The sequence below is a fragment of the Duganella sp. sic0402 genome (assembly GCF_019219065.1).
In the GTDB taxonomy this organism is placed as follows: Bacteria; Pseudomonadota; Gammaproteobacteria; order Burkholderiales; family Burkholderiaceae_D; genus Rugamonas.
Window position 1 is genome coordinate 1 of record NZ_JAHUWK010000012.1, and the last position, 18845, is coordinate 18845.

Annotated in this window: 15 protein-coding genes; 6 read left to right on the top strand and 9 right to left on the bottom strand. The window is 61.7% G+C overall.

What is annotated here, in order from left to right:
• Positions 1-130: 130 nt before the first annotated feature.
• The 3 genes from KW842_RS22990 to KW842_RS23000 form a co-directional block, all read right to left on the bottom strand.
• The gene (locus tag KW842_RS22990; RefSeq protein ID WP_218306460.1) at positions 131-2518 is read right to left on the bottom strand and encodes a TonB-dependent receptor; all 2388 of its coding nucleotides are present in this window, start codon (positions 2516-2518) and stop codon (positions 131-133) included.
• Between the two features lie 95 nt (positions 2519-2613).
• A complete protein-coding gene (locus tag KW842_RS22995; protein WP_218306461.1) occupies positions 2614-4803 on the bottom strand; it encodes a glycoside hydrolase family 88 protein in 2190 nt (729 codons plus the stop codon).
• Between the two features lie 26 nt (positions 4804-4829).
• Positions 4830-5651 carry an NAD(P)-dependent oxidoreductase gene (locus KW842_RS23000; RefSeq protein ID WP_218306462.1) on the bottom strand — a complete coding sequence of 274 codons (822 nt, stop codon included), beginning with the start codon at positions 5649-5651 and terminating at the stop codon, positions 4830-4832.
• A gap of 147 nt (positions 5652-5798) precedes the next feature.
• On the opposite strand from KW842_RS23000, the gene KW842_RS23005 reads away from it, so the two are divergent.
• The 4 genes from KW842_RS23005 to KW842_RS23020 are packed head-to-tail and all read left to right on the top strand — an operon-like array spanning position 5799 to position 12207.
• A complete protein-coding gene (locus tag KW842_RS23005; protein ID WP_218306463.1) occupies positions 5799-7670 on the top strand; it encodes a hypothetical protein in 1872 nt (623 codons plus the stop codon).
• 9 nt (positions 7671-7679) lie between these two features.
• Positions 7680-8060 (top strand): 5-carboxymethyl-2-hydroxymuconate Delta-isomerase, encoded by a 381-nt coding sequence (locus tag KW842_RS23010; RefSeq protein ID WP_218306464.1) that lies wholly within the window; start codon positions 7680-7682, stop codon positions 8058-8060.
• A 23-nt stretch (positions 8061-8083) separates the two neighbouring features.
• Positions 8084-9994, top strand: a complete 1911-nt coding sequence (locus KW842_RS23015; protein ID WP_218306465.1) for a glycoside hydrolase family 2 protein — start codon at positions 8084-8086, stop codon at positions 9992-9994.
• Positions 9991-12207: a glycoside hydrolase family 3 N-terminal domain-containing protein gene (locus KW842_RS23020; protein ID WP_218306466.1), complete on the top strand. Its 2217-nt coding sequence runs from the start codon at positions 9991-9993 to the stop codon at positions 12205-12207. The genes KW842_RS23015 and KW842_RS23020 overlap by 4 nt, the downstream gene beginning before the upstream one ends.
• Before the next feature lies 1 nt (position 12208).
• Here the strand turns inward: KW842_RS23020 and KW842_RS23025 are convergent, their stop codons facing one another.
• Positions 12209-12913 (bottom strand): ABC transporter substrate-binding protein, encoded by a 705-nt coding sequence (locus KW842_RS23025; protein ID WP_218306467.1) that lies wholly within the window; start codon positions 12911-12913, stop codon positions 12209-12211.
• A 5-nt stretch (positions 12914-12918) separates the two neighbouring features.
• Complete coding sequence (locus KW842_RS23030) at positions 12919-13809, bottom strand: LysR substrate-binding domain-containing protein (protein ID WP_218306468.1); 891 nt, start codon at positions 13807-13809, stop codon at positions 12919-12921.
• A gap of 307 nt (positions 13810-14116) precedes the next feature.
• Between KW842_RS23030 and KW842_RS23035 the strand changes: the two genes are divergently transcribed.
• Positions 14117-14647 (top strand): GNAT family N-acetyltransferase, encoded by a 531-nt coding sequence (locus KW842_RS23035; RefSeq protein ID WP_218306469.1) that lies wholly within the window; start codon positions 14117-14119, stop codon positions 14645-14647.
• Between the two features lie 4 nt (positions 14648-14651).
• Here KW842_RS23035 and KW842_RS23040 read toward each other — a convergent pair whose 3' ends face one another.
• The 4 genes from KW842_RS23040 to KW842_RS23055 are packed head-to-tail and all read right to left on the bottom strand — an operon-like array spanning position 14652 to position 17657.
• A complete protein-coding gene (locus tag KW842_RS23040) occupies positions 14652-14933 on the bottom strand; it encodes a YkgJ family cysteine cluster protein (RefSeq protein ID WP_218306470.1) in 282 nt (93 codons plus the stop codon).
• Between the two features lie 12 nt (positions 14934-14945).
• Positions 14946-15710 (bottom strand): alpha/beta fold hydrolase, encoded by a 765-nt coding sequence (locus KW842_RS23045; protein ID WP_218306471.1) that lies wholly within the window; start codon positions 15708-15710, stop codon positions 14946-14948.
• A complete protein-coding gene (locus tag KW842_RS23050) occupies positions 15707-16711 on the bottom strand; it encodes a M14 family zinc carboxypeptidase (RefSeq protein ID WP_218306472.1) in 1005 nt (334 codons plus the stop codon). Before KW842_RS23050 ends, KW842_RS23045 begins: the two co-directional genes overlap by 4 nt.
• A gap of 37 nt (positions 16712-16748) precedes the next feature.
• Positions 16749-17657: a LysR substrate-binding domain-containing protein gene (locus KW842_RS23055; RefSeq protein WP_218306473.1), complete on the bottom strand. Its 909-nt coding sequence runs from the start codon at positions 17655-17657 to the stop codon at positions 16749-16751.
• Positions 17658-17763: 106 nt separating this feature from the next.
• On the opposite strand from KW842_RS23055, the gene KW842_RS23060 reads away from it, so the two are divergent.
• On the top strand, positions 17764-18780 hold the full coding sequence (locus KW842_RS23060) for an aldo/keto reductase (RefSeq protein WP_218306474.1): 1017 nt from the start codon (positions 17764-17766) through the stop codon (positions 18778-18780).
• Positions 18781-18845 lie beyond the last annotated feature (65 nt).

The following is an 18845-nucleotide window of genomic DNA, read 5'->3' on the forward strand; positions in this document are numbered from 1 at the left end:
CCGTAATCGGCGCCGTGATGCATAAGCTCGTGCATCTCATCTATGGTGTCATTCGTACCGGCAAGCCCTTTGACGCCAATTACCTTTCAAAAGGGCTTGCTATTCAAGACGGTATCTGACCCCGGATGGTTTAGAAGCTCATGTCGAGGCGGGCGCCGAAGTAGCGCTGGAAGTCGCGCGGCGGCATCCATTCGGTGGTGTTGACCGCGATCGGCGTGTTCGGCGCTTTCGGACTCCAGGTGCCGTTGGCGATGGCGTTGTTCAGACCGGTCGCGTAGCGCTTGTCGAACAGGTTGTTGACCAGGACCGTGACTTTGTAGCGGTCTTGCTTGTCCTTGACGCCGAAGCTCAGGTTGGTGATGCTGTAGGCGCCCTGGATCGTGCCGGGGTCCTGGTTCAGCGAGAACTGCGTGCGGCTCTGGTAGCGCGTCGTGGCGGCAATGAAGCCGTTGAAGCTTTGCGATGGCAGCGTCAGGTCATATTGCCCGCCCAGGTTGACCTTGACCTTGGGCGCGTTCGGCAAGGTCTTGCCAGCCAGGTTTTGCACGAAGGTGTTGTTGAACTTGGGATTCTGCGCGCAGCCCGGTCCCGGCACGCCCGCCGTGCCAGCGGCATTGATGACGTTGTAGCAAGGGCCGTTTTCGAAGGACTGGATGGTGGCTTCGGTGTAGGCCAGGCTGCCGTTCAGTTGCAGCGCGCGCGTGACGCGGACGCTGCCTTCTACTTCCACGCCCTGCGTGCGCAGGCCGCCGATGCTGTTCAAGCCAGTGCGGAAGGTGCCGTCATCGTCGAAGAAGCTGGACGATTGCTGGAAGTGCCTGAAGTTGGTTCTGAAAAGAGCCACGCTGAACATCGCGCGGTTGTCCCACAGGCTTTGCTTCCATCCCAGCTCGTAGCTCTTGGCGGTTTCCGGCGCGACGGCAGGCAGCTTGGCAGTGGCGGCGGTGAAGCCGGAGGTCAGGTCGTAGGCCTTGCCCTTGTGGCCGGTCGAGGCCATGGCGTAGAACATGCTGTCTTTGTTGAGGCGGTGCTCCAGGCCCAGCTTGTAGGTGCTGCTCTTGTCGTTGTCGGACTTGGTGTAGAACTCGGTCATGGCAAACGCTTGCGGCGGCACGGTGTAGCGGCGGAAGTTGTAGCCGGTGTCTTCGTCGTTGTAGCGCGCGCCGGCGATCAGGCTGGTGTCGGGACGGAAGTCCCAGGTGCCCTGGCCGTAGATAGCTTTGCTGGTATTCCATGCGTCGGCGCCATAGGAGGTGCCGTAGGACTGGATCAGCGGCACTTTGGTCAGCTCGCGCGTCAGGTCGTTTTTGCCGTACCACAGGCCGGCCACATAGCGCAGCGCGCCCTTGTCCGGCGAGGTCAGGCGGAATTCCTGCGTGGTCGATTTGACGTCGAAGAAGCCGTATTGATACAGGCCGCCATGCATATTGGTCGGCTGGCCGTTGGGCAGCAGCAGATAGGGCAGGATGTCGACATCGGTGTTGTCGGTGTCCTGGTAGTCGTCCATATGGTATTTGCTGTAGGACGAGATCGAACTCAGTGTATGCCCCGCCAGCGGGCCGTTGTCGTCAAACGCCCAGTCCAGTTTGACGCCGGTGCCGGCGTCGTGGAATTTGCCGCCGGTCGGATAGTCGTTGCGCACGTTGCGGTTGTCCGGGCTGATGCGGATGCCGGCCAGCACCACCGACGGCGGCAGCTGCGGCGCATTGCGGTACAGCGCGCCCGGCGACATCGAGGTGAACGCGGTCGAGCAGCAGAATTTTTCGGTGCGGTTGTAGTGCGGCGTCAGTGTCAGCGTCAGCTGGTCGAGCGGCTGCCATTCCAGCTTGCCGCTGATGTTGTCACCCTTGCTGCCGTTGAGTTTTCTGCCGGTGCTGAGGTTGTTCAGCGTGCCGTCGAAGCTGGTTTTGCTGGCGGCCACGCGCAGGCGCAGGGTGTCCGACACCGCGCCGCCCGTGCTGACGCCGACGCGCCATTCATCGTCGTTGCTCACATAGGTGGTGGCCTTGGTTTTCCATGGGCCGCCAATCGGCTGGGTGGTGATGTTGATCGCGCCGGCAATCGAGCTTTTGCCGAACAGCGTGCTTTGCGGACCTTTCAGTACTTCGATGCGGCCCACGTCGGCCAGGTCCTTGAAGGCGCCGGCCTGCATGCCGAGCGGAACGTCATCGACAATCACCGCCACGTCGGCCTCCACGCCGATGCCCAGCGAGAAAGTGCCGATGCCGCGCATATTGATGCTGAAATTGCCCGGCTGCGTGCCGTAGGACAGTGTCAGCGCCGGCGACAGCGCCGGCACGTCTTCCAGGTCGCGCACGTTGGCGCGCTGGAGCACCGCGTCGTTCAGCACGGTGATCGACGCGGGCACGTCCTGCAGGTTCTGCGCCCGTTTGTTGGCGGTGACGATCACCGATTCCAGTTTGCCGGTGTCGGCTTCCTGTGCGGCGGCCGCGCCACCGATCAGGGTCAGTGCGATGGCGGCGGTGATGCGCCGCAGTTGCGGTTGCTTCGCTTGCATTTTGTAGTCTCCGTTATTATTAAAGTAGATTGTGGTAACGTTTCCATTTGGGTTAAAAAAATCCGCCGGCGTCTTGCGACAACCGGCGGGGCGAATTACTTGCTGCTGATTTTGAGCGGTGCTTTCAGCTTTTGCGCATAGCTGCGCACATAGGCGTCCCAGGCGTTGGCGTCGGCAAAGTCGCCTTTGCTCCAGCCCGCGCCGAAGTAGTAAATAAAGGGCTTGCCCGGTTGCGCCGTGCCGATGGTGAGCTGCTGCTTGTCGACCACGGTAAATTCGCTGGCGCCTGCCGGCAGGATCACCGCGCAGCCGGTGCTGCCATCGTCGCCATGCGCCGGTTCCCAGTAGCTGGTGAAGTTGCCGGGACCGTCGGCGGTGTAGTGGCCGGCGCCATCGCGCTGGACGATGCCCACGCCCACCTTCAGCGGCGCCTTGCTGTTGCTGGCGTACTTGCTTTCGACGCGGGTCAGGTTGGAGCCGGCGTCAATCGAGAAGCGCTTCACTTCCGAGACTTTGCGGCCATTGCCCGCATCCCAGTCGGCGTAGGTCAGCTCGAACACGGAGCGCAGCGGGCCGTCGGCCAGCACTTTCCAGGTCTTGAAGTTGGACGAGTTATGCAGCTTGCCATCGGCGTAGATGGTGGTGCCGCCGCAGCCACGGCTTTGGCCCACGCTGTAGTAGTCCAGGCCTTCGCCCTCATCGTGGTGATATTCGCCGCGCTTGTACCATTTGTCGATGACCGGGGTGCGCACCTTTTTGACCCATACATCGACGCCGCTGCTGATCAGCTTTTCTTTCGGATCGTTGATGATGGCTGGGCCGTAGACGCGATGTGCGGTGCGGTCGCTCTCCCAGGCAAAATCGTCCAGGCGTTCCGGCACGAAGCGGGCGTGGGTTTTCACTTGCGCCGGTGGCACGGCGGCCAGTTGCGACGAAGGCAGCACCAGATAGCGGCGCGTTTCGTTGGCGGCCAGGTTCACCGGGAACAGGATGTTCTTGCCCATCACCTGCGAGTTGACGATGGCCGACGTAGCGGCGTCCATCACCACCGGTTTGCTGATGCCTTTGCCGACAGCGGTTTCCGCCAGCTCGTCACTGCGTATGCCGTCAGCCGGGTTGCTGACGCTGACCCTCTGCGGCTTGGCCTTCTCCAGCGCGGCCATGCGATACATCTCGCTGCCGGCCAGCAGGAAGCCGCCGACGCCATACACTTCGGTCAGATTGTCATCGAAGACTTTCGGCGCCAGGCCGATAGGCTGTACGTGGGTCAGCTTGCCGTCTGCCTGCACGTTGGCCACCAGCGCGGTCCACGCCTTCTGCACGGCGGGCTTGAAGGCTTTCGCATCCAGCAGTCCCTGGTTGACGCCCCATGCGAACGCATAGGTGTACAGCGCCGAGCCGCTGGACTCCTTCATCGGATAGGTGGCCGGATCAAGCAGGCTGGCGCGCCACAGGCCGTCCGGCTGTTGCAGCGTCAGCAGCTTGGCCGCCATCTGCTTGTACTGCTGCACAAAGCGCGGACGCTCCGGATGGTTCTCCGGCAGGTATTGCAGCACGCGCACCAGGCCGCCCATCACCCAGCCGTTGCCCCGGCTCCAGTAGACCTTTTTGCCATTGGCTTCGCGCTTGTCGAAGTAGTTGGAGTCGCGGAAGTACAAGTGCTCGTCCTTGTCGTACAGGTAGTCCGAGGTCACCCACCACTCGCTGATGGCGAAGTCGAGATAGCGCTGGTCGCCGGTGATGGACCACAGGCGCAGCCAGGCTGGCGGCGCCATGTACAGCGCGTCGCACCACGACCAGCGGTCCTGGTTGCCCTTGACGGTGAATTCCAGCGTGCCGGTGCGGCGGTTGGCGAGGATGTCGTCGAAGTGCACGCGCATCGGTGCGATCATCTTCGGATCGCGCGTTTGCAGATACAGCTCGGCGTAAGTCTGGCCGACGATGTGGTCATCGGCGTGGTAGTGGTTGGGACCCAGCTTCCAGTTATTCTTTTCGCCCATGGCGATCATCGCATCGCGGTACCTGCTGTCGCCGGAAATGCCGGCCAGCGCCATGATGCCGTTGTAGCCGACCGCCTGGGTCCAGTCGTCCGGGCGGTGCTTGCTGGGATTGGCCAGCTGCCAGTCCGCCACGCGCTCCATCACCGACAGCACGGCTTTGGGATTGATGGCGGCCGATGGTGCGGCTGCCTGTGCCGCAGGCGTTTCGGCGGCGTAGGCGGGAGCGGCTTGGAGCATGGCCGCCATGGCGGCCAATACGGCAATGCGCAGATGCGATGATGTCATGCGGTGTGTCTCCTCTATGGGGTTTTTTATTTGTACATCGGTCCTGCGGTGACGAACGGGCCGCCCTGGTAGATGGTGGGCGCGTCGCCGGCTGCGGGATAGTCCGCATTATCCGGGAACTGGCCGGCGTATGCTTGGGAACTGTGCTGCGGCACGTAGCCCAAGTGCGAGGCGTGCTTGTTGTCCCACCATTTGACCGCATTGTCGGACGCGCCGAAGGTGATGGTATGGCCGACGCGCGGCGTGAACAGCGAGCAGCGGATCAGCTCCACCAGATCATCGTAAGCCAGGTAGGTGACCATCATGCGCGGGTTCCTCGGCTCAGGGAAGGACGAGCCGATACGCAGGCAGACAGTCTCGGTGCCGAAGCGGTCGTAGTAGTAGCGCGACAGCGCTTCGCCAAACGCTTTCGAGACGCCGTAGAAGCCATCGGGACGCAATGGCATCTGCGCGTCCACCAGTTGCGTGGTCGGGTAGAAGCCGACCACGTGGCTGGAGCTTGCGTAGATCACACGCTTGACGCCGCATTTCTGCACCGCTTCGTACAGATGGTGCAGGCCGAGGATGTTGGCGTTCATGATCGGCTCAAACTGGTCCTCGACCGAGATGCCGCCGAAGTGCAGCACGGCGTCCACGCCTTCCATCATCTTCAACACCTGGTTGCGGTCAGCCAGGTCGCCGATAACGATTTCCTCGCCGTCCTTGGCGGGGCCGAGGTCCTTCACATCGTTCAGGCGGACGATGTCGGCCCAGGCCTTGGCGCGTTCGCGCAGCACGGTTCCGAGGCCGCCGCCGGCGCCGGTCAGCAGGATGCGTTTGAAGGGCTTGCTGTTTGAAGTAGTGGTCATGATTTCGTGTAATTAGTTAAACGTTTAATCGCAAGTATAACCATTTTGCCGCCTGGGTCAATCTAAACTGATGGTGCAGTGCTTTACCTGCGCAGAAAAATCACATAACATCTGTAAAACGTTTTCCAATAACAATCGAGACACGACATGACATCCTTGAATTCGACCGCGCTGGCCGTGCTGCTGGCGTTCGCCCCGGCCAGCGCCGTGATCGCCCAGACCACTCCCGCCAACTACGTGCCGCCGCTGGCGACCACGCCGATGAACCGCATCGTGCAGGACAACGCATACAAGCAGCTCGACTTTTTCTTCCAGAAGCTGGTGGCGGAGAAGGAGGCCATCGTGCTGGATGGCGCGTCACCGTTCAAGAGCGGCGACAAATTCCTGCCGGGGAAAGTGGCGGCCGGCCTGGGCCATGTGCTGCTCAACACTGCCAAGGATGATCCCGCGCTGGCGCAGAAGCTGAAGGACTACCGCGACATCGCCGACATGACGGTTGGCATGGACAACCACACCTGGGGCATTTACTACTACATCGGCACGCTGGTGAAGCTGAAGCAGGCCGGCCTGCTGGAACGCGCCATCAGCCCGGCCACGCTGGAGAAGCTGCGCAAGCAGCTGGACTGGCGCACCTTCGTCACACCGCAATGGGATCTGATCAACTTGCCGACTAATTACTACGGCGTCGCCTTCAGCATCGCGCGTCTGCGTATGATGATGGGTTGGGAAGATGACAGCGCAGGCAAAGTCCTGCTCGAAAAAATGCTGACCCATTACAAAAAATATTCGGGCAAGTTCGGCTTCTCCGATGAGACGGATGGCGAAGGTCGCTTCGACCGCTACAGCATCCTGCTGATCGCGGAGATCTGCGAGCGCTTCCTGGAAACCGGCTTGCAGCCCGATGCGGAACTGAAAACGCTGCTGCGCAAGGCTGCCGACATCGCACTGAATGTCGCCAACACCGCCGGCGATGGCTTCAGCTTCGGCCGTAGCCTGGGACCGTACGGCGAAACGGCGCTGGTGGAAATCCTGTCGGTGTCCGCCTATCTGGATGTGCTGACGCCGGAAGAGAAGCAGTACGCCTATGCCTTCTCGTCGCGCGTGGCGGCGCGTTATATGGACTTCTGGTACGACCCGTCCATGCATTCGCTGGACATGTGGGGTAAGGGCCGCCGCACCGATACCTATCGCGGCAAGCATCGCATCCTTGGCGAGAATTTCTCGCTGCTGCATCAGCTGCTGTCCACCAATGAAACGTGGAATGAAGCCGGCTTCAAGGATGCGCAGCCGAAGGCCGACTTGCAGGCATGGCTGGACAAGAACCGTCCGAAGTTCAGCGTCACCACTTTTGCCATAGGCGACTACGACCGTGCGCTGGCGATTTTCCGCGACGGCAAACATGTGGTCAGTCTGAACATGATCAATGGCGGCGCCAGCCAGCATGACAACAGTCCTTACTATCCGCTGCCGTTCGCGCCAGGCATTGTCTCCGGCGTGGCCGACGCGGGCGCCACACATGCACAGCTGCTGCCGAAGTTCAGCATGGCCGACGGCGCGCAACTGATCGGTGCCGCCTGGATCAAGGACATCAAGACCAGCAGCAGCGGCCCTCGCCACACCATCACCTATCGCCAGGATGAACTGGACAAACTGGGCAAGCGCGGCCCGGTGAAGGACGCGCGCATCAAGCTGCACACCACCTACACGCTGGAGCATGGCGTGATGACCCGCACCGATGTCTACACGCCGGCCGGCACGCAGGAGGTGGAGAAGATTTCACTCGAATTCGCCTCGTTCTCGGATCAGGCTACTATTAAGGGCAATACCGTCACCTTCGCGCAGGGCGATGTGACGGAATACAGTGTCAGCGGCCTGCAGCAATGCCAGTCTGCGCCGACCAATGGCGGCAAGGACTTCCAGGCGCCATATGGGCCGATGAAAACCCTGGTCACCTGCAGCAGCGGCAAACTGTCGATGAAAGAGCCGCTGACGATCAAGTGGACCATCAAGTATCAATAAAGGAGTTGTATGCCGCATCTGACGATTCAATACACCGCCAACCTGGATGCGCATGCCGATATCGGCGCCTTGTGCAAGGCGCTGTCCCACACGCTGGTTACGTTAAAGAATGCTGCCGGCGCGCTGGTGTTTCCGCTGTACGGAACGCGGGTGCTGGCTTATCCGGCCGCGCAATATGCGGTGGCTGATGGCGAGCAGGAAAGAGCCTTCCTGTATCTCAATCTGCGCATCACGCCGGGACGCAGCGCGGAGCTGATCAAGACCGTCGGTGAAACAGTGCTGTCGGCGGCCAGGGAGCATCTGGCGCCGGCCATGGACCAGCTGCCGCTACGCCTGACACTGCACATCGATGAGACACCACCGGCGTACGAAGGCAAGTTCACCAACTAAATAAAAACTTCAGGAGACAATGAATGTATAAAGTGTGGAAGCTGCTGTTGTTATCGGGCTGCCTTGCCATCAGCATGGCGGCGGGCGCGCAGGACGATCAGGCGCCGGGACAGGCGCAAGCCAATCAGGGCGCCGGCAAGCGCGGCGAACTGGCCAGGCAGCTACCCACGCTGCAAAACATCTACGGCCGCCAGCACCTGTCGCTGAACGGCCGCTGGCATTATATTGTCGATCCTTACGAGACGGGCTTCTACAACTATCGCCGCCAGCCGTTTGACCAGTCGCCGACCGGCGCTGGCGGCTTCTACGACGACCGCAAGCCGCGCGCTAAAGACGATGCGGTGGAATACGACTTCAATGGCTCGCCGACCATGGCGGTGCCGGCCGACTGGAATTCGCAGAACGCCAAGCTGGAATTCTATGAAGGCACGGTGTGGCTGCGGCAGAAGTTCAACGCGGCGCCGAAAGACGGCAAGCGCTACTTCCTTTACTTCGGCGCGGTCAATTATGAGGCCCATGTTTACCTGAACGGCAAAAAGCTGGGCAGCCACAAGGGCGGCTTTACGCCATTCCAGTTTGAAGTGTCGGGCCGTTTGCTGAAAGGCGAAAACACGGTGGTGGTCAAGGCCGATAACACCCGCCACCAGGACGACATCCCGACCGTGAATACCGACTGGTGGAACTACGGCGGCATCACCCGCGACGTGCTGCTGGCGGAAACGCCGGACACCTATATCGAGGATTACCAGATCCAGCTGGCGAAAGGCGATATGGGCCGCATCGAAGGCTATGTGCAAATGGCCGGTGCCAAGGGTAAGGCCGGCGCACAGGACGTCACCATCGCCATCGCGGAGCTGGGCATCAAGACCACGGTGAAGACGGACGCCAATGGCCGTGCCGCCGTCAGCATCAATCTGCCGAAGAACAAGGTACGCTATTGGTCACCGGAAGATCCCAAGCTGTACGCGGTGTCGATCGCCGGCGCCACCGATACGCTGAATGACCGCATCGGCCTGCGCACCATCACCACGCGCGGCCACGATATTCTGCTGAACGGTAAATCGGTATTCCTGCGCGGCGTTTCGCTGCATGACGAGAATCCGCTGATCCCAGGCCGCCTGCGCGGCGAAGGCGATATGCGCATGATGCTGCAATGGGCCAAGGACATGAACTGCAACTACGTCCGCCTGGCGCACTATCCGCACAGCGAAGAGATGATCAAGCTGGCCGACGAAATGGGCCTGATGGTGTGGGCCGAGGTGCCGGTGTACTGGACCATCTCGTGGGAGAAGCCGGAGGTCTACGCCAACGCCGCGCAGCAGCTGACCGATCTGGTGGTGCGCGACAAGAACCGCGCCAGCGTGGTGATCTGGTCGATCGGTAACGAGACGCCAGTCAGCCCGGTACGCACCGAATTCATGGGCAAGCTGGCCGATACCGTGCGCAAGCTGGATAACACCCGTTTGGTGGGCGCGGCGCTGGAAGTACATCGCAGCGGTGACGTCGTGACGGTGGAAGATCCGCTGGCCGACAAGATCGACCTGGCCAGCTTCAATCAATACGCTGGCTGGTACTGGTCGAATAACAAGGAGATGCTGAAGTTCTCCTTCAAGGTCGATTACAGCAAGCCGGTGCTGGTGACCGAATTCGGCGCCGATGCGCTGGGCGGTTATCACGCCGACACCGACACCAAGTGGAGCGAGGAGTATCAGGACCAGCTGTACAAGAACACCTTCAAGCTGCTGGATGCGATTCCTGGCTTGCGCGGCATCACGCCGTGGATCTTGACCGACTTCCGTTCGCCACGCCGTCCGCATCCGGAATACCAGGATTACTGGAACCGCAAGGGCCTGATCTCGGAAACCGGCAAGAAGAAACTGGCCTTTTACACGCTGAAGTCCTACTACGACCAGAAACAACAACAGTACAAATGAAGACACTCCATATCGCTGCCGCGGTCAGCGCGGCCCTGGCCTTTTCCGCCCACGCGCAGGATGCGCAGATCGACCGCAAGGTTGCCGACCTGATGAAGCAGATGACGGTGGCCGAGAAGGTCGGCCAGCTGCACCAGCTGTCCGGCCGCCAGTTCACCGGCCCGACCAGCAGCGCCTACGCCGACAAGCTGGCCGACATCCGCGCCGGCAAAGTCGGTTCGATGCTGAACGTGGTCGGCGTGGCCGATACGCGCGAGATCCAGGCGCTGGCGCTGCAATCGCGGCTGAAGATTCCGCTGCTGTTCAGCCTTGATGTGATCCACGGCCACAAGACCGTCTTCCCGGTGCCGCTGGGCGAGGCCGCCTCGTGGGATATGGAGGCGATCGAGCTGTCCGCGCGCATCGCCGCCAGGGAGGCCGCCGCCGCTGGCATCCACTGGACCTTTGCGCCGATGGTGGACGTGGCGCGCGACCCGCGCTGGGGCAGGGTAATGGAAGGCGCGGGCGAGGACACCTACCTGGGCTCGCAGATTGCCACCGCCCGCGTGCACGGCTTCCAGGGCAAGAAGCTGGGCGCCACCGATTCTGTGATGGCCACCGCCAAGCATTTCGCAGCCTATGGCGCAGCGATTGCGGGACGTGACTACAACGCGGTCGATATGAGCGAGCAGCAGCTTTACGAAGTCTATCTGCCGCCGTTCAAGGCTGCCGCCGACGCGGGCGCTGCGACCTTCATGAACTCCTTCAATACGCTGAACGGCATCCCTGCCACCGGCAGCAGCTTCCTGCAGCGCGATATCCTGAAGGGCGCCTGGAAGTACAAGGGCTTCATCGTCAGCGATTGGGGCTCGGTGCGCGAGATGGTACCGCATGGCTATGCGGCCGACTTGTCCGACGCGGCGGTCAAGGCCATCAACGCCGGCAGCGATATGGATATGGAAGGCTATGCCTACAGCCAGCACCTGGAGGCCGCTGTCAAGGCCGGCAAGGTGAAGATGGCGACGCTGGACGACGCCGTGCGCCGCATCTTGTATAAAAAATTCGAGCTGGGCCTGTTCGACGATCCTTACCGCTACTCCGACGCCGCACGCGAAAAAGCGGTGCTGAACGATCCGTCGCACCGCGCCGCCGCACTGGATGTGGCGCAGAAGTCCATCGTGCTACTGAAGAACGAGGGCAAGCTGCTGCCGCTGTCGCGCGACGCCAGGCGCATTGCGGTGATCGGCCCGCTGGCCGATGCGCAGCGCGACCTGGAAGGCGGCTGGGTGGTCAATGGCGAGCGCGCCAAGGTGGTCAGCATTCTCGAAGGCATGCGCGGCCATGCCGGCAAGGCGGAGATCAGCTACGCGCAAGCTTGTGCGCCAGGCTGCGCCACCAGCGACGGCTTCGCGCAGGCGGTGGCGGCGGCGCAGGGCTCGGACGTGATCGTGCTGGCCGTCGGCGAAACCTGGGACATGAGCGGCGAGGCCAAGTCGCGCACCGACATCTCGCTGCCGGGCCAGCAGGAAGCCTTGTTCAACGCGCTGAAGGCGACCGGCAAGCCGGTGGTGGTGGTGATGCTGGCTGGCCGTCCGCTGGTGTTCAATACCATTGCCGACAAGGCCGACGCCATCGTCTACGCCTGGTTCCCTGGCAGCGAAGGCGGTAACGCGGTGGCGAATGTGCTGTTCGGCGATGTCAACCCGTCCGGCAAGCTGCCGATTACTTTCCCGCGCAGCGTGGGCCAGATTCCGATTTCGTACGCGCAGTACAACACCGGGCGTCCGGTCACGGATGAAAAAAATGTGGTCTACAAGTCGGCCTACATCGATTCCGTCAATACACCGCGCTACGCCTTCGGCCATGGCCTTAGCTACACCGACTTCAAATACACAGGCCTGACGCTGAGCAGTCCGACCATGAGCGGTACGCAGAAGGTGACGCTATCGTTCGACTTGTCCAACAGCGGCAAAATGGAAGGCACGGAGATTGTGCAGCTCTACCTGCGCGACATGGTGTCGTCGGTGGTGCGTCCGCTGAAGGAGCTGAAGGGCTTCCAGAAAGTGCGCCTGAAACCGGGCGAGACGCGCCGTGTCAGCTTCAGCATCGACCGAGACACGCTGTCCTACTTCAACAGCAAGCTGGCATGGGGTGCTGAGGCGGGCGAGTTCAAGCTGATGGTGGGCAGCGCGTCCGACGACATCCGCCTGGAAAGCATGCTGAAACTGCGCTAGTTCAGCGCAGTTTCAGAATGCCGGCCAGTTCGCCGCTCTTCTCCAGCGCATTGATCGCCGCGTTGACTTCATCGACGGTGATCTTGCTCTTGCGGGAGACGGCGCATTTGGTCTTGACTTCGGAAATCGTCATGGCGTGATAGCCCGGCGGCAGCATGCCGTCGTGCATATGCAGGTTGACGACGCTGCGCGGCGTGACGATATGCTCGAAACGCCCGCCGCGCCATTTACGCAAGGACAGCGTACTGGTTGGCGCGTCGTCGCGGATGAAATCCTTGCCCAGCGCCTTCTCCAGCGTCGGATAACGGAAGCCCAGCACCGTGCCAAGGCGCTTGCCGCGCAAGTCTTCTATCGACACCGGCGGCTTCACGTCCGGCAGCGTCAGCACCAGTTCAATCACCGGGATAAATGAACGCGTCCAGTCCACATCGCCGGGCGTCCATTCAGGCAGATAGCTGCACAGAACATCGCCATCACCGTTTTCCAGCGCCGCCATGATGCGCGTGCGCGGCAGCTGTACAAACTGCACCGGGCGCCCGAGCTGGCGTGCCAGGGCGTCGCCCATCTTCTGCTGGAAGGCGCTGGGCTTCTGCTGCGTGGAACTGAGCATGGCGTCGATTTTTTCCACATAGCGCAACGGCGATTTGTCGGCGGCTTGCACCGAGGCTGCAGCCAGCAACAGGGCGAGTAATACGGGGGCAGGCATTCTTGCTATCCTCTCTGCATGGTAGCCACCTCTTCGCGCAGCCAGTTGCAGAAGTGGGTGATCTTGCTCATGCCGCGCTTGTCGCGGGCGACGATGATACGGTAGCCGCGCTCATACGGCGGACTTTCGCAATCTACCATTTTTAGCGCACCGCTGCGCAGGTCTTCGCTGGCAATCGCGTGCGATACCAGCGCGATACCTTGCCCGGCCAGCGCCGACTGCACCATCACCGCGAAGTTGGTGAAGCTGCGCGAAAAAAGATAGTTCCCCTTGAGCGCATTGTTTGCGCGCAGTAGCGCGATCCAGGTGTCGGTGGTGAATTCGTGCAGCAGCGGATAGCGCTCCAGGTCCGCCAGTGTGATCTCCGTTTCGCCCGGTGCCAGCAGGGAAGGGCTGTAGACCGCCACCAGCCGGTCGCGGAACAGCATGTCCGTATCGCCGGGGACAATGTTGTAGGTGCGCAGGGCAATGTCGGTTCTGCCGTCGTTCATATCTGCCAATTGGTCGCTGGAATCGATGCGGATATCCAGCTCAGGATACTTCGCGGTAAAGCGCGCGATGCGCGGTACCAGCCATTTGATCGCCAGCGAATGGGTGGTCGACAGGCGCAGGATTTTTTCCTCGTCGCCGCCTTGCAGCGCGGCCACCTTGGTATTCAGTTCCCCCAGCATGCGGCGCACGGTGGCGGCCAGCTCCTGGCCTTTTTCGGTGAGCGTGATGTGGCGCGGATGACGCACAAACAGCTCGAATCCCAGCGCTTCTTCCAACTGCTTGACCTGCAGGCTGATCGCCGCCGGCGTCTTGTGCAGTTCCTGCGCCGCCAGTTTGAAACTGCCCCAGCGCGCCGCGCAATCGAAGTCGAGCAGCCCGGACAGTGATCGCAAAGGTTTATTCATAGATTAGTTTTGCTTAGTCAAATAGCGAAAATAACTCGTTTGATAACACTTTTGGTGTAGGGGAGAATATATCGCATACCCAAGCAAAATTCCATGAACAAGTTTTCCTTTACCGGAGAGTCCAATGTCGCACGCTACGCCATGCATAGAAAAAACCACGCCCGACGCGCATATGGCTGGCCGCGTGATGGCTGAACTGATACGTCTCCTTTCACAAATGGCGCAACGTTAGCTACATTCTCTTGAATGATGGAGGATATTTCCAGTATAGTGGAAATCATTCTTCCATTAATCAAGAGTAAACCTCATGAGCAAGCATTCCATCGTGCGCTGCAGTGCTGAGCGTCACGCCGGCGCCATTCTGGATATTTTCAACGACGCCATCCGGCATTCCACCGCACTGTACGAATACAAGCCACGCACGCCGGAAATCATGGCGACCTGGTTTGAAACCAAGCGTAATGGCGGCTTCCCTGTCATTGGCGTGGAAGATGAAAACGGCACGCTACTTGGCTTTGGCAGCTACGGCACTTTCCGCGCCTTCCCGGCGTTCAAATACACGGTGGAGCATTCGGTCTACATTCACCAGGACCATCGCGGCAAAGGGCTGGGCAAGTTGCTGATGCAGGAACTGATTACCGCCGCGCGCGCCGCCAACCTGCACGCGATGATGGGCGGTATCGACGCCGCCAACGCCGGCAGCATCAAGCTGCACGCAAGCCTGGGCTTCAAGCACGTCGGCACGCTGCCCGAAGTCGGCTTCAAGTTCGGCAAATGGCTGGACCTGGCGTTCTACCAATTAATCCTGGATACACCGCAGCAGCCGGTTGACGGTTGATGTATTAAATCTGCGGCGCAGTGGCTGCTTCCAGATCAGCCAGCCAGCGTATGGCCCACTCGCGGTTCGTGCCGCACATGTCTGCGGCCGGTTGCAGTCCACCGCAGAAGGCGGGGCGTTCGGGCTTGCCGAATACCAGGCAACGGTTGTCGTCCGCCAGCTGTACGCAGCGCACGCCGGCCGGTTTGCCGTTGGGCATACCGGGTAGCGGGCTGGTGATGGAGGGGGCCGTGCAGCAGGCGCCGCAGTTGGGCCGGCACTCCAGTTTGGACGTGGTTGGATGCATAGGGGCGGTATTTTACCGCGCTTCGCCGGCCTTCAGCCATTTGCTGATTTGGTGTGCCACCCACTCGCCATCGTCCAATGGCAGGTCGTGGCCGGCGGTGGGATGGACCGCGTGCGCGGTTTGCCAGGCGTTGGCCAGGTTGGCCGAACAGCGCGGATCGACCAGCTGGTCGCCACGGCTGCTCAATACTAGCAGCGGCGTGTTTGGCCGCTCGGGCGGCGCGCGGAAGCGGGCGGCGGACCACAGCTGGCGCAGCGCGTTGGCGCGCGTGACCGGGCATTCGCGCTGGTAGCCGAGCCAGCGTTCCAGCATGCCCTTGCGTTTTTCGAGGTCGCCCTCGCGGCTGGTCAGGCGCAGGATCAGGCGCTCCTGATTTTCCACGCCGCCTTCCCACAGCTGTTTCAGGATCGCCGGATAGTTCTGCCAGCGCAGCCGCTGATGGAAGCGGCTGTAAGGACGCATCGAAGTATTGATCAACACGCAGCGCGCAATCTCCTGCGGATAGCGGCTGGCCCATTCCACCGCCACCATGCCGCCGAGCGACAAGGCCAGCAGCGACCAGGGCGCCGGTACGCCGCGTGCGCGCAGTTCGGCGCGGCAGAATTCCACCATCTCGGCCACGCTGGTGGCGCTGTGCAGTGCGTGATGCTGGCCATTGCCGGGCAGGTCGGGTGTGATGATGTGCGCATCCGGCAGCTGCTGCGACAGCTGGCCGGGAAAGCGGCCCCAGTGCCGTTGCTCGCGCATTAGTCCACGCAGCAGGACCCAGCTGCTCATGTGTGATACCACTGCGTCAGCGCGCGGCGGTGCTGGATGGTGCGCGCCATGCCTTCCGGTATCCAGCGTCCGTGGCTGTTCGCTGCGCGCATCAGAAAGTCGAACAGGATCAGGTGGCGCCGCAGCACCCGCTGCAATCGATGCCGTGCGGTCGGATTGAACATGGCGATGCGGTCGAAGATCTGGCGCGGATTCTTTTTCACCCACAGCCATGAACCCATTTCCAGCGTCAGCGGCAGGAACACATTGTCGCTGTTCAGGTAGAGGTAATCCCACAGGTCGCCGTGCGTGCGGTACTGGCGGCTTTGCGGCTCGAACACGTAGTTGTGATTCGGGTAGCTTTGGCTGAACAACTCTTCCAGCGCGCCGATGTCGGCCAGGTGCGGGATCGGCGTGGCTGTGTGCGCATGCGGGAACCAGACGCGGTCGCGCAGGCCGAAGCCGGAGTGGCAATCGAGCGCCATGCTGAACTGGCGCGGCAGCAGCTCGCGCTCCACCAGTTCGCACACGGCCACGCTTTCCGGCTGCATCGGCGCGCCGGCCGCGCCGCGATACCACGGCAGGTGATGGCTGAAGGTTTGCCCGCCCAGCATGAACGGAACTTTCTCGACTGCGCTGAGCGGCGCATTGCGCATCAGGTCCACGCCTTGCGGATTGCAGCGCGTGGCCTGCCACATGCCGCCTGGGTTCACCAGCGGCATGAACACCAGCCGCATCGATTCCAGCTGCTGATGCAGCGTGCTGTCCCAGCGCAGCCGCGCCAGCAGGCTTTCCATGAATGACAGCACCACCTGGGTGCCGATGCGTTCCAGTCCGTGTATGCCGCCGAAGAAGCCCAGCGCCGGCACGTCCAGGCTGGGATTGCCCAAGGCGATGCTGTAGACCGGGAACTGGCGGCCGTCCATCGCCACCGTGCACGAAGTGCTGACTTCAAGATGCTTCCCGCCTTCGTCGATCAGACGTTTCAGGGTGATCAGTTCGGGCAGGTTCTTCTCAGGCATAGGGGACGGCGCAAAAAGATGTGACCGCCAGTGTAGCCTATTGCTCGCGCGCCGTCGCCGCCAATTCCATCAGTGTTTCACGGAAGGTGGCCACCAGCGGCCGCAGGTTGATGCGGTGCCAGGCCGCCCACACGCCGGCGCGATAGCTGAACCACGGCAGCTCGCGCAGCACCACGCCGGGCGGCGCCTGATGCCGCAAGCCTTGCTGCACCAGCGCCACGCCCAGCCCCGCCGCCACCAGTCCGAGCGCGGTGGTCGGCTCGCTGGCCTCCATCTTGATGTTGGGCGTGAAGCCGGCGTGCACGCAGGCTGCGACAAAGCGGTGATGGTGATCGCCGGTTTCATGATGGCGCACCACGATGAATTCCTGATTGGCCAGGTCGGCCGCTTGCAGATCCTTGATGTCACACAGTGGATGGCCCTCCGGCAGCGCAAGGATCATTGGGTCACTGAGCACCCGCGCGCCTTCCAGGTCGGGATCGTCGGCCGGTGGCGGATCGCATACCAGCGCGATATCCAGGCTGCGCTGTCGCAGGCCCTCCAGCTGCTCCGACGAGTGCAGGCTGTATAAGGCGACATGCACATTCGGCCGCGTGGTGCGCAGTTCGCGCAAGCCAGCCGGCAGTACGCCGGCGTGCATGGCGTTCTCGATATAGCCGATGCACAAGCCGCCCTCATCGCCGCGGCCCAGGCGTTTTGCCAGCGCTTCGAGCCGTTTGGCGTGGGTGAGGAAGGCCTGGGTTTCGGCCAGGAAGGTGCGGCCATCGCGCGTCAGGCGGATGCGCTGCTGGCTGCGCTCGAACAGTGTCAGCCCGAGCTTTTCCTCGAGCTGGGCGATCTGGCGTGACAGCGGCGACTGCGAGATGTGCAGCTTTTCGGCGGCGCGCCCCACATGCTCCTCCTCGGCGACAGTCACGAAGTATTGAAGTTGACGAATGTCCAACATGTTAGACCTTTAATGTCTCAAGTTGTGCAAATTATGTCTTGGACAGTCTTATCCCGTCAACATAAACTGGCATCACTTTCTCTTCATTTACTTCAAAGGAATCAAGATGAGCATCCGTCACAAACTGCAAGGCAAACTGGGCTTCGGCACCGCGCCACTGGGTAATATGTTCCGCAACATTCCGGAGGCCGAAGCGCTGGCCACGGTGGACGCGGCCTGGGAACAGGGCATCCGCTACTTCGACACCGCGCCGCTGTATGGCGCCGGCCTGGCCGAACTGCGTCTGGGCGAAGCACTGGCCAAGCGCAAGCGCGAAGACTATGTATTGAGTACCAAGGTTGGCCGCGTGATCCTCGACGAAATCGAAGATCCAGCCAAGCGCGAGATGGGCGAAAAAGGCGGCGTGTTTGAACATGGCCGTCCGAACAAAATCGTCAACGACTACAGTGCCGACGCTACCTTGCGTTCGATCGAGGATAGCCTGAAGCGGCTGAAGACCGACCACCTGGACCTGGTGTTCGTGCACGATGTAGCGCAGGATTTTTATGGCGACGACTGGCTGCGCCAATTCGAGATCGCCCGCACCGGCGCCTTCCGCACGCTGGACCGCCTGCGCGACGAAGGCGTGATCAAAGGCTGGGGCCTGGGCGTCAACCGCGTCGAACCGGTGGAGGTGCTGCTGGACCTGAACGAACCGAAGCCGGACGTGATGCTGCTGGCCGGCCGCTACACGCTGCTGGATCATGAGCGCTCGTTGCAACGCCTGCTGCCAGCCGCTGCGCAGCGCGGTGTCGACATCGTGGTCGGCGGCCCTTACAGCTCGGGCATCCTGGCCGGTGGCACGCACTTTGAATATCAGAAAGCGTCGCCGGAAATCATCGCGCGTGTCGAACGCATCAAGGCGATCGCGCAGAAGCATGGCATCAGCGTGAAGGCCGCGGCTTTGCAGTTTGCGCTGGCCCATCCGGCAGTGGCCTCGGTGATACCAGGCGCCAGCCGTCCGGAACGCATCACCGAGGATCACGCCGCACTGAACGAGAAGATCCCTGCCGCCTTCTGGCAAGAGATGCGCGAACAGAAACTGGTGGCGGCTGGCGCACCACTGCCAGGCGATAAGGCGTAAGGCCATGGTCAAGAATCATTTCGCCACGCTGCGGGTGAAACCGGACGGCGATGCCGGATCGGTGG

Excerpts from the sequence above, each read along its gene's own strand:
- KW842_RS23055 (WP_218306473.1), bottom strand. The coding sequence starts at position 17,657 with ATGTTGGACATTCGTCAACTTCAATACTTCGTGACTGTCGCCGAGGAG.
- KW842_RS23040 (WP_218306470.1), bottom strand. The coding sequence starts at position 14,933 with ATGCATCCAACCACGTCCAAACTGGAGTGCCGGCCCAACTGCGGCGCC.
- KW842_RS23010 (WP_218306464.1), top strand. The coding sequence starts at position 7,680 with ATGCCGCATCTGACGATTCAATACACCGCCAACCTGGATGCGCATGCC.
- KW842_RS23000 (WP_218306462.1), bottom strand. The coding sequence starts at position 5,651 with ATGACCACTACTTCAAACAGCAAGCCCTTCAAACGCATCCTGCTGACC.
- KW842_RS23030 (WP_218306468.1), bottom strand. The coding sequence starts at position 13,809 with ATGAATAAACCTTTGCGATCACTGTCCGGGCTGCTCGACTTCGATTGC.
- KW842_RS23020 (WP_218306466.1), top strand. The coding sequence starts at position 9,991 with ATGAAGACACTCCATATCGCTGCCGCGGTCAGCGCGGCCCTGGCCTTT.
- KW842_RS22995 (WP_218306461.1), bottom strand. The coding sequence starts at position 4,803 with ATGACATCATCGCATCTGCGCATTGCCGTATTGGCCGCCATGGCGGCC.
- KW842_RS23005 (WP_218306463.1), top strand. The coding sequence starts at position 5,799 with ATGACATCCTTGAATTCGACCGCGCTGGCCGTGCTGCTGGCGTTCGCC.
- KW842_RS23015 (WP_218306465.1), top strand. The coding sequence starts at position 8,084 with ATGTATAAAGTGTGGAAGCTGCTGTTGTTATCGGGCTGCCTTGCCATC.
- KW842_RS23025 (WP_218306467.1), bottom strand. The coding sequence starts at position 12,913 with ATGCCTGCCCCCGTATTACTCGCCCTGTTGCTGGCTGCAGCCTCGGTG.
- KW842_RS23050 (WP_218306472.1), bottom strand. The coding sequence starts at position 16,711 with ATGCCTGAGAAGAACCTGCCCGAACTGATCACCCTGAAACGTCTGATC.
- KW842_RS23045 (WP_218306471.1), bottom strand. The coding sequence starts at position 15,710 with ATGAGCAGCTGGGTCCTGCTGCGTGGACTAATGCGCGAGCAACGGCAC.
- KW842_RS23035 (WP_218306469.1), top strand. The coding sequence starts at position 14,117 with ATGAGCAAGCATTCCATCGTGCGCTGCAGTGCTGAGCGTCACGCCGGC.
- KW842_RS23060 (WP_218306474.1), top strand. The coding sequence starts at position 17,764 with ATGAGCATCCGTCACAAACTGCAAGGCAAACTGGGCTTCGGCACCGCG.
- KW842_RS22990 (WP_218306460.1), bottom strand. The coding sequence starts at position 2,518 with ATGCAAGCGAAGCAACCGCAACTGCGGCGCATCACCGCCGCCATCGCA.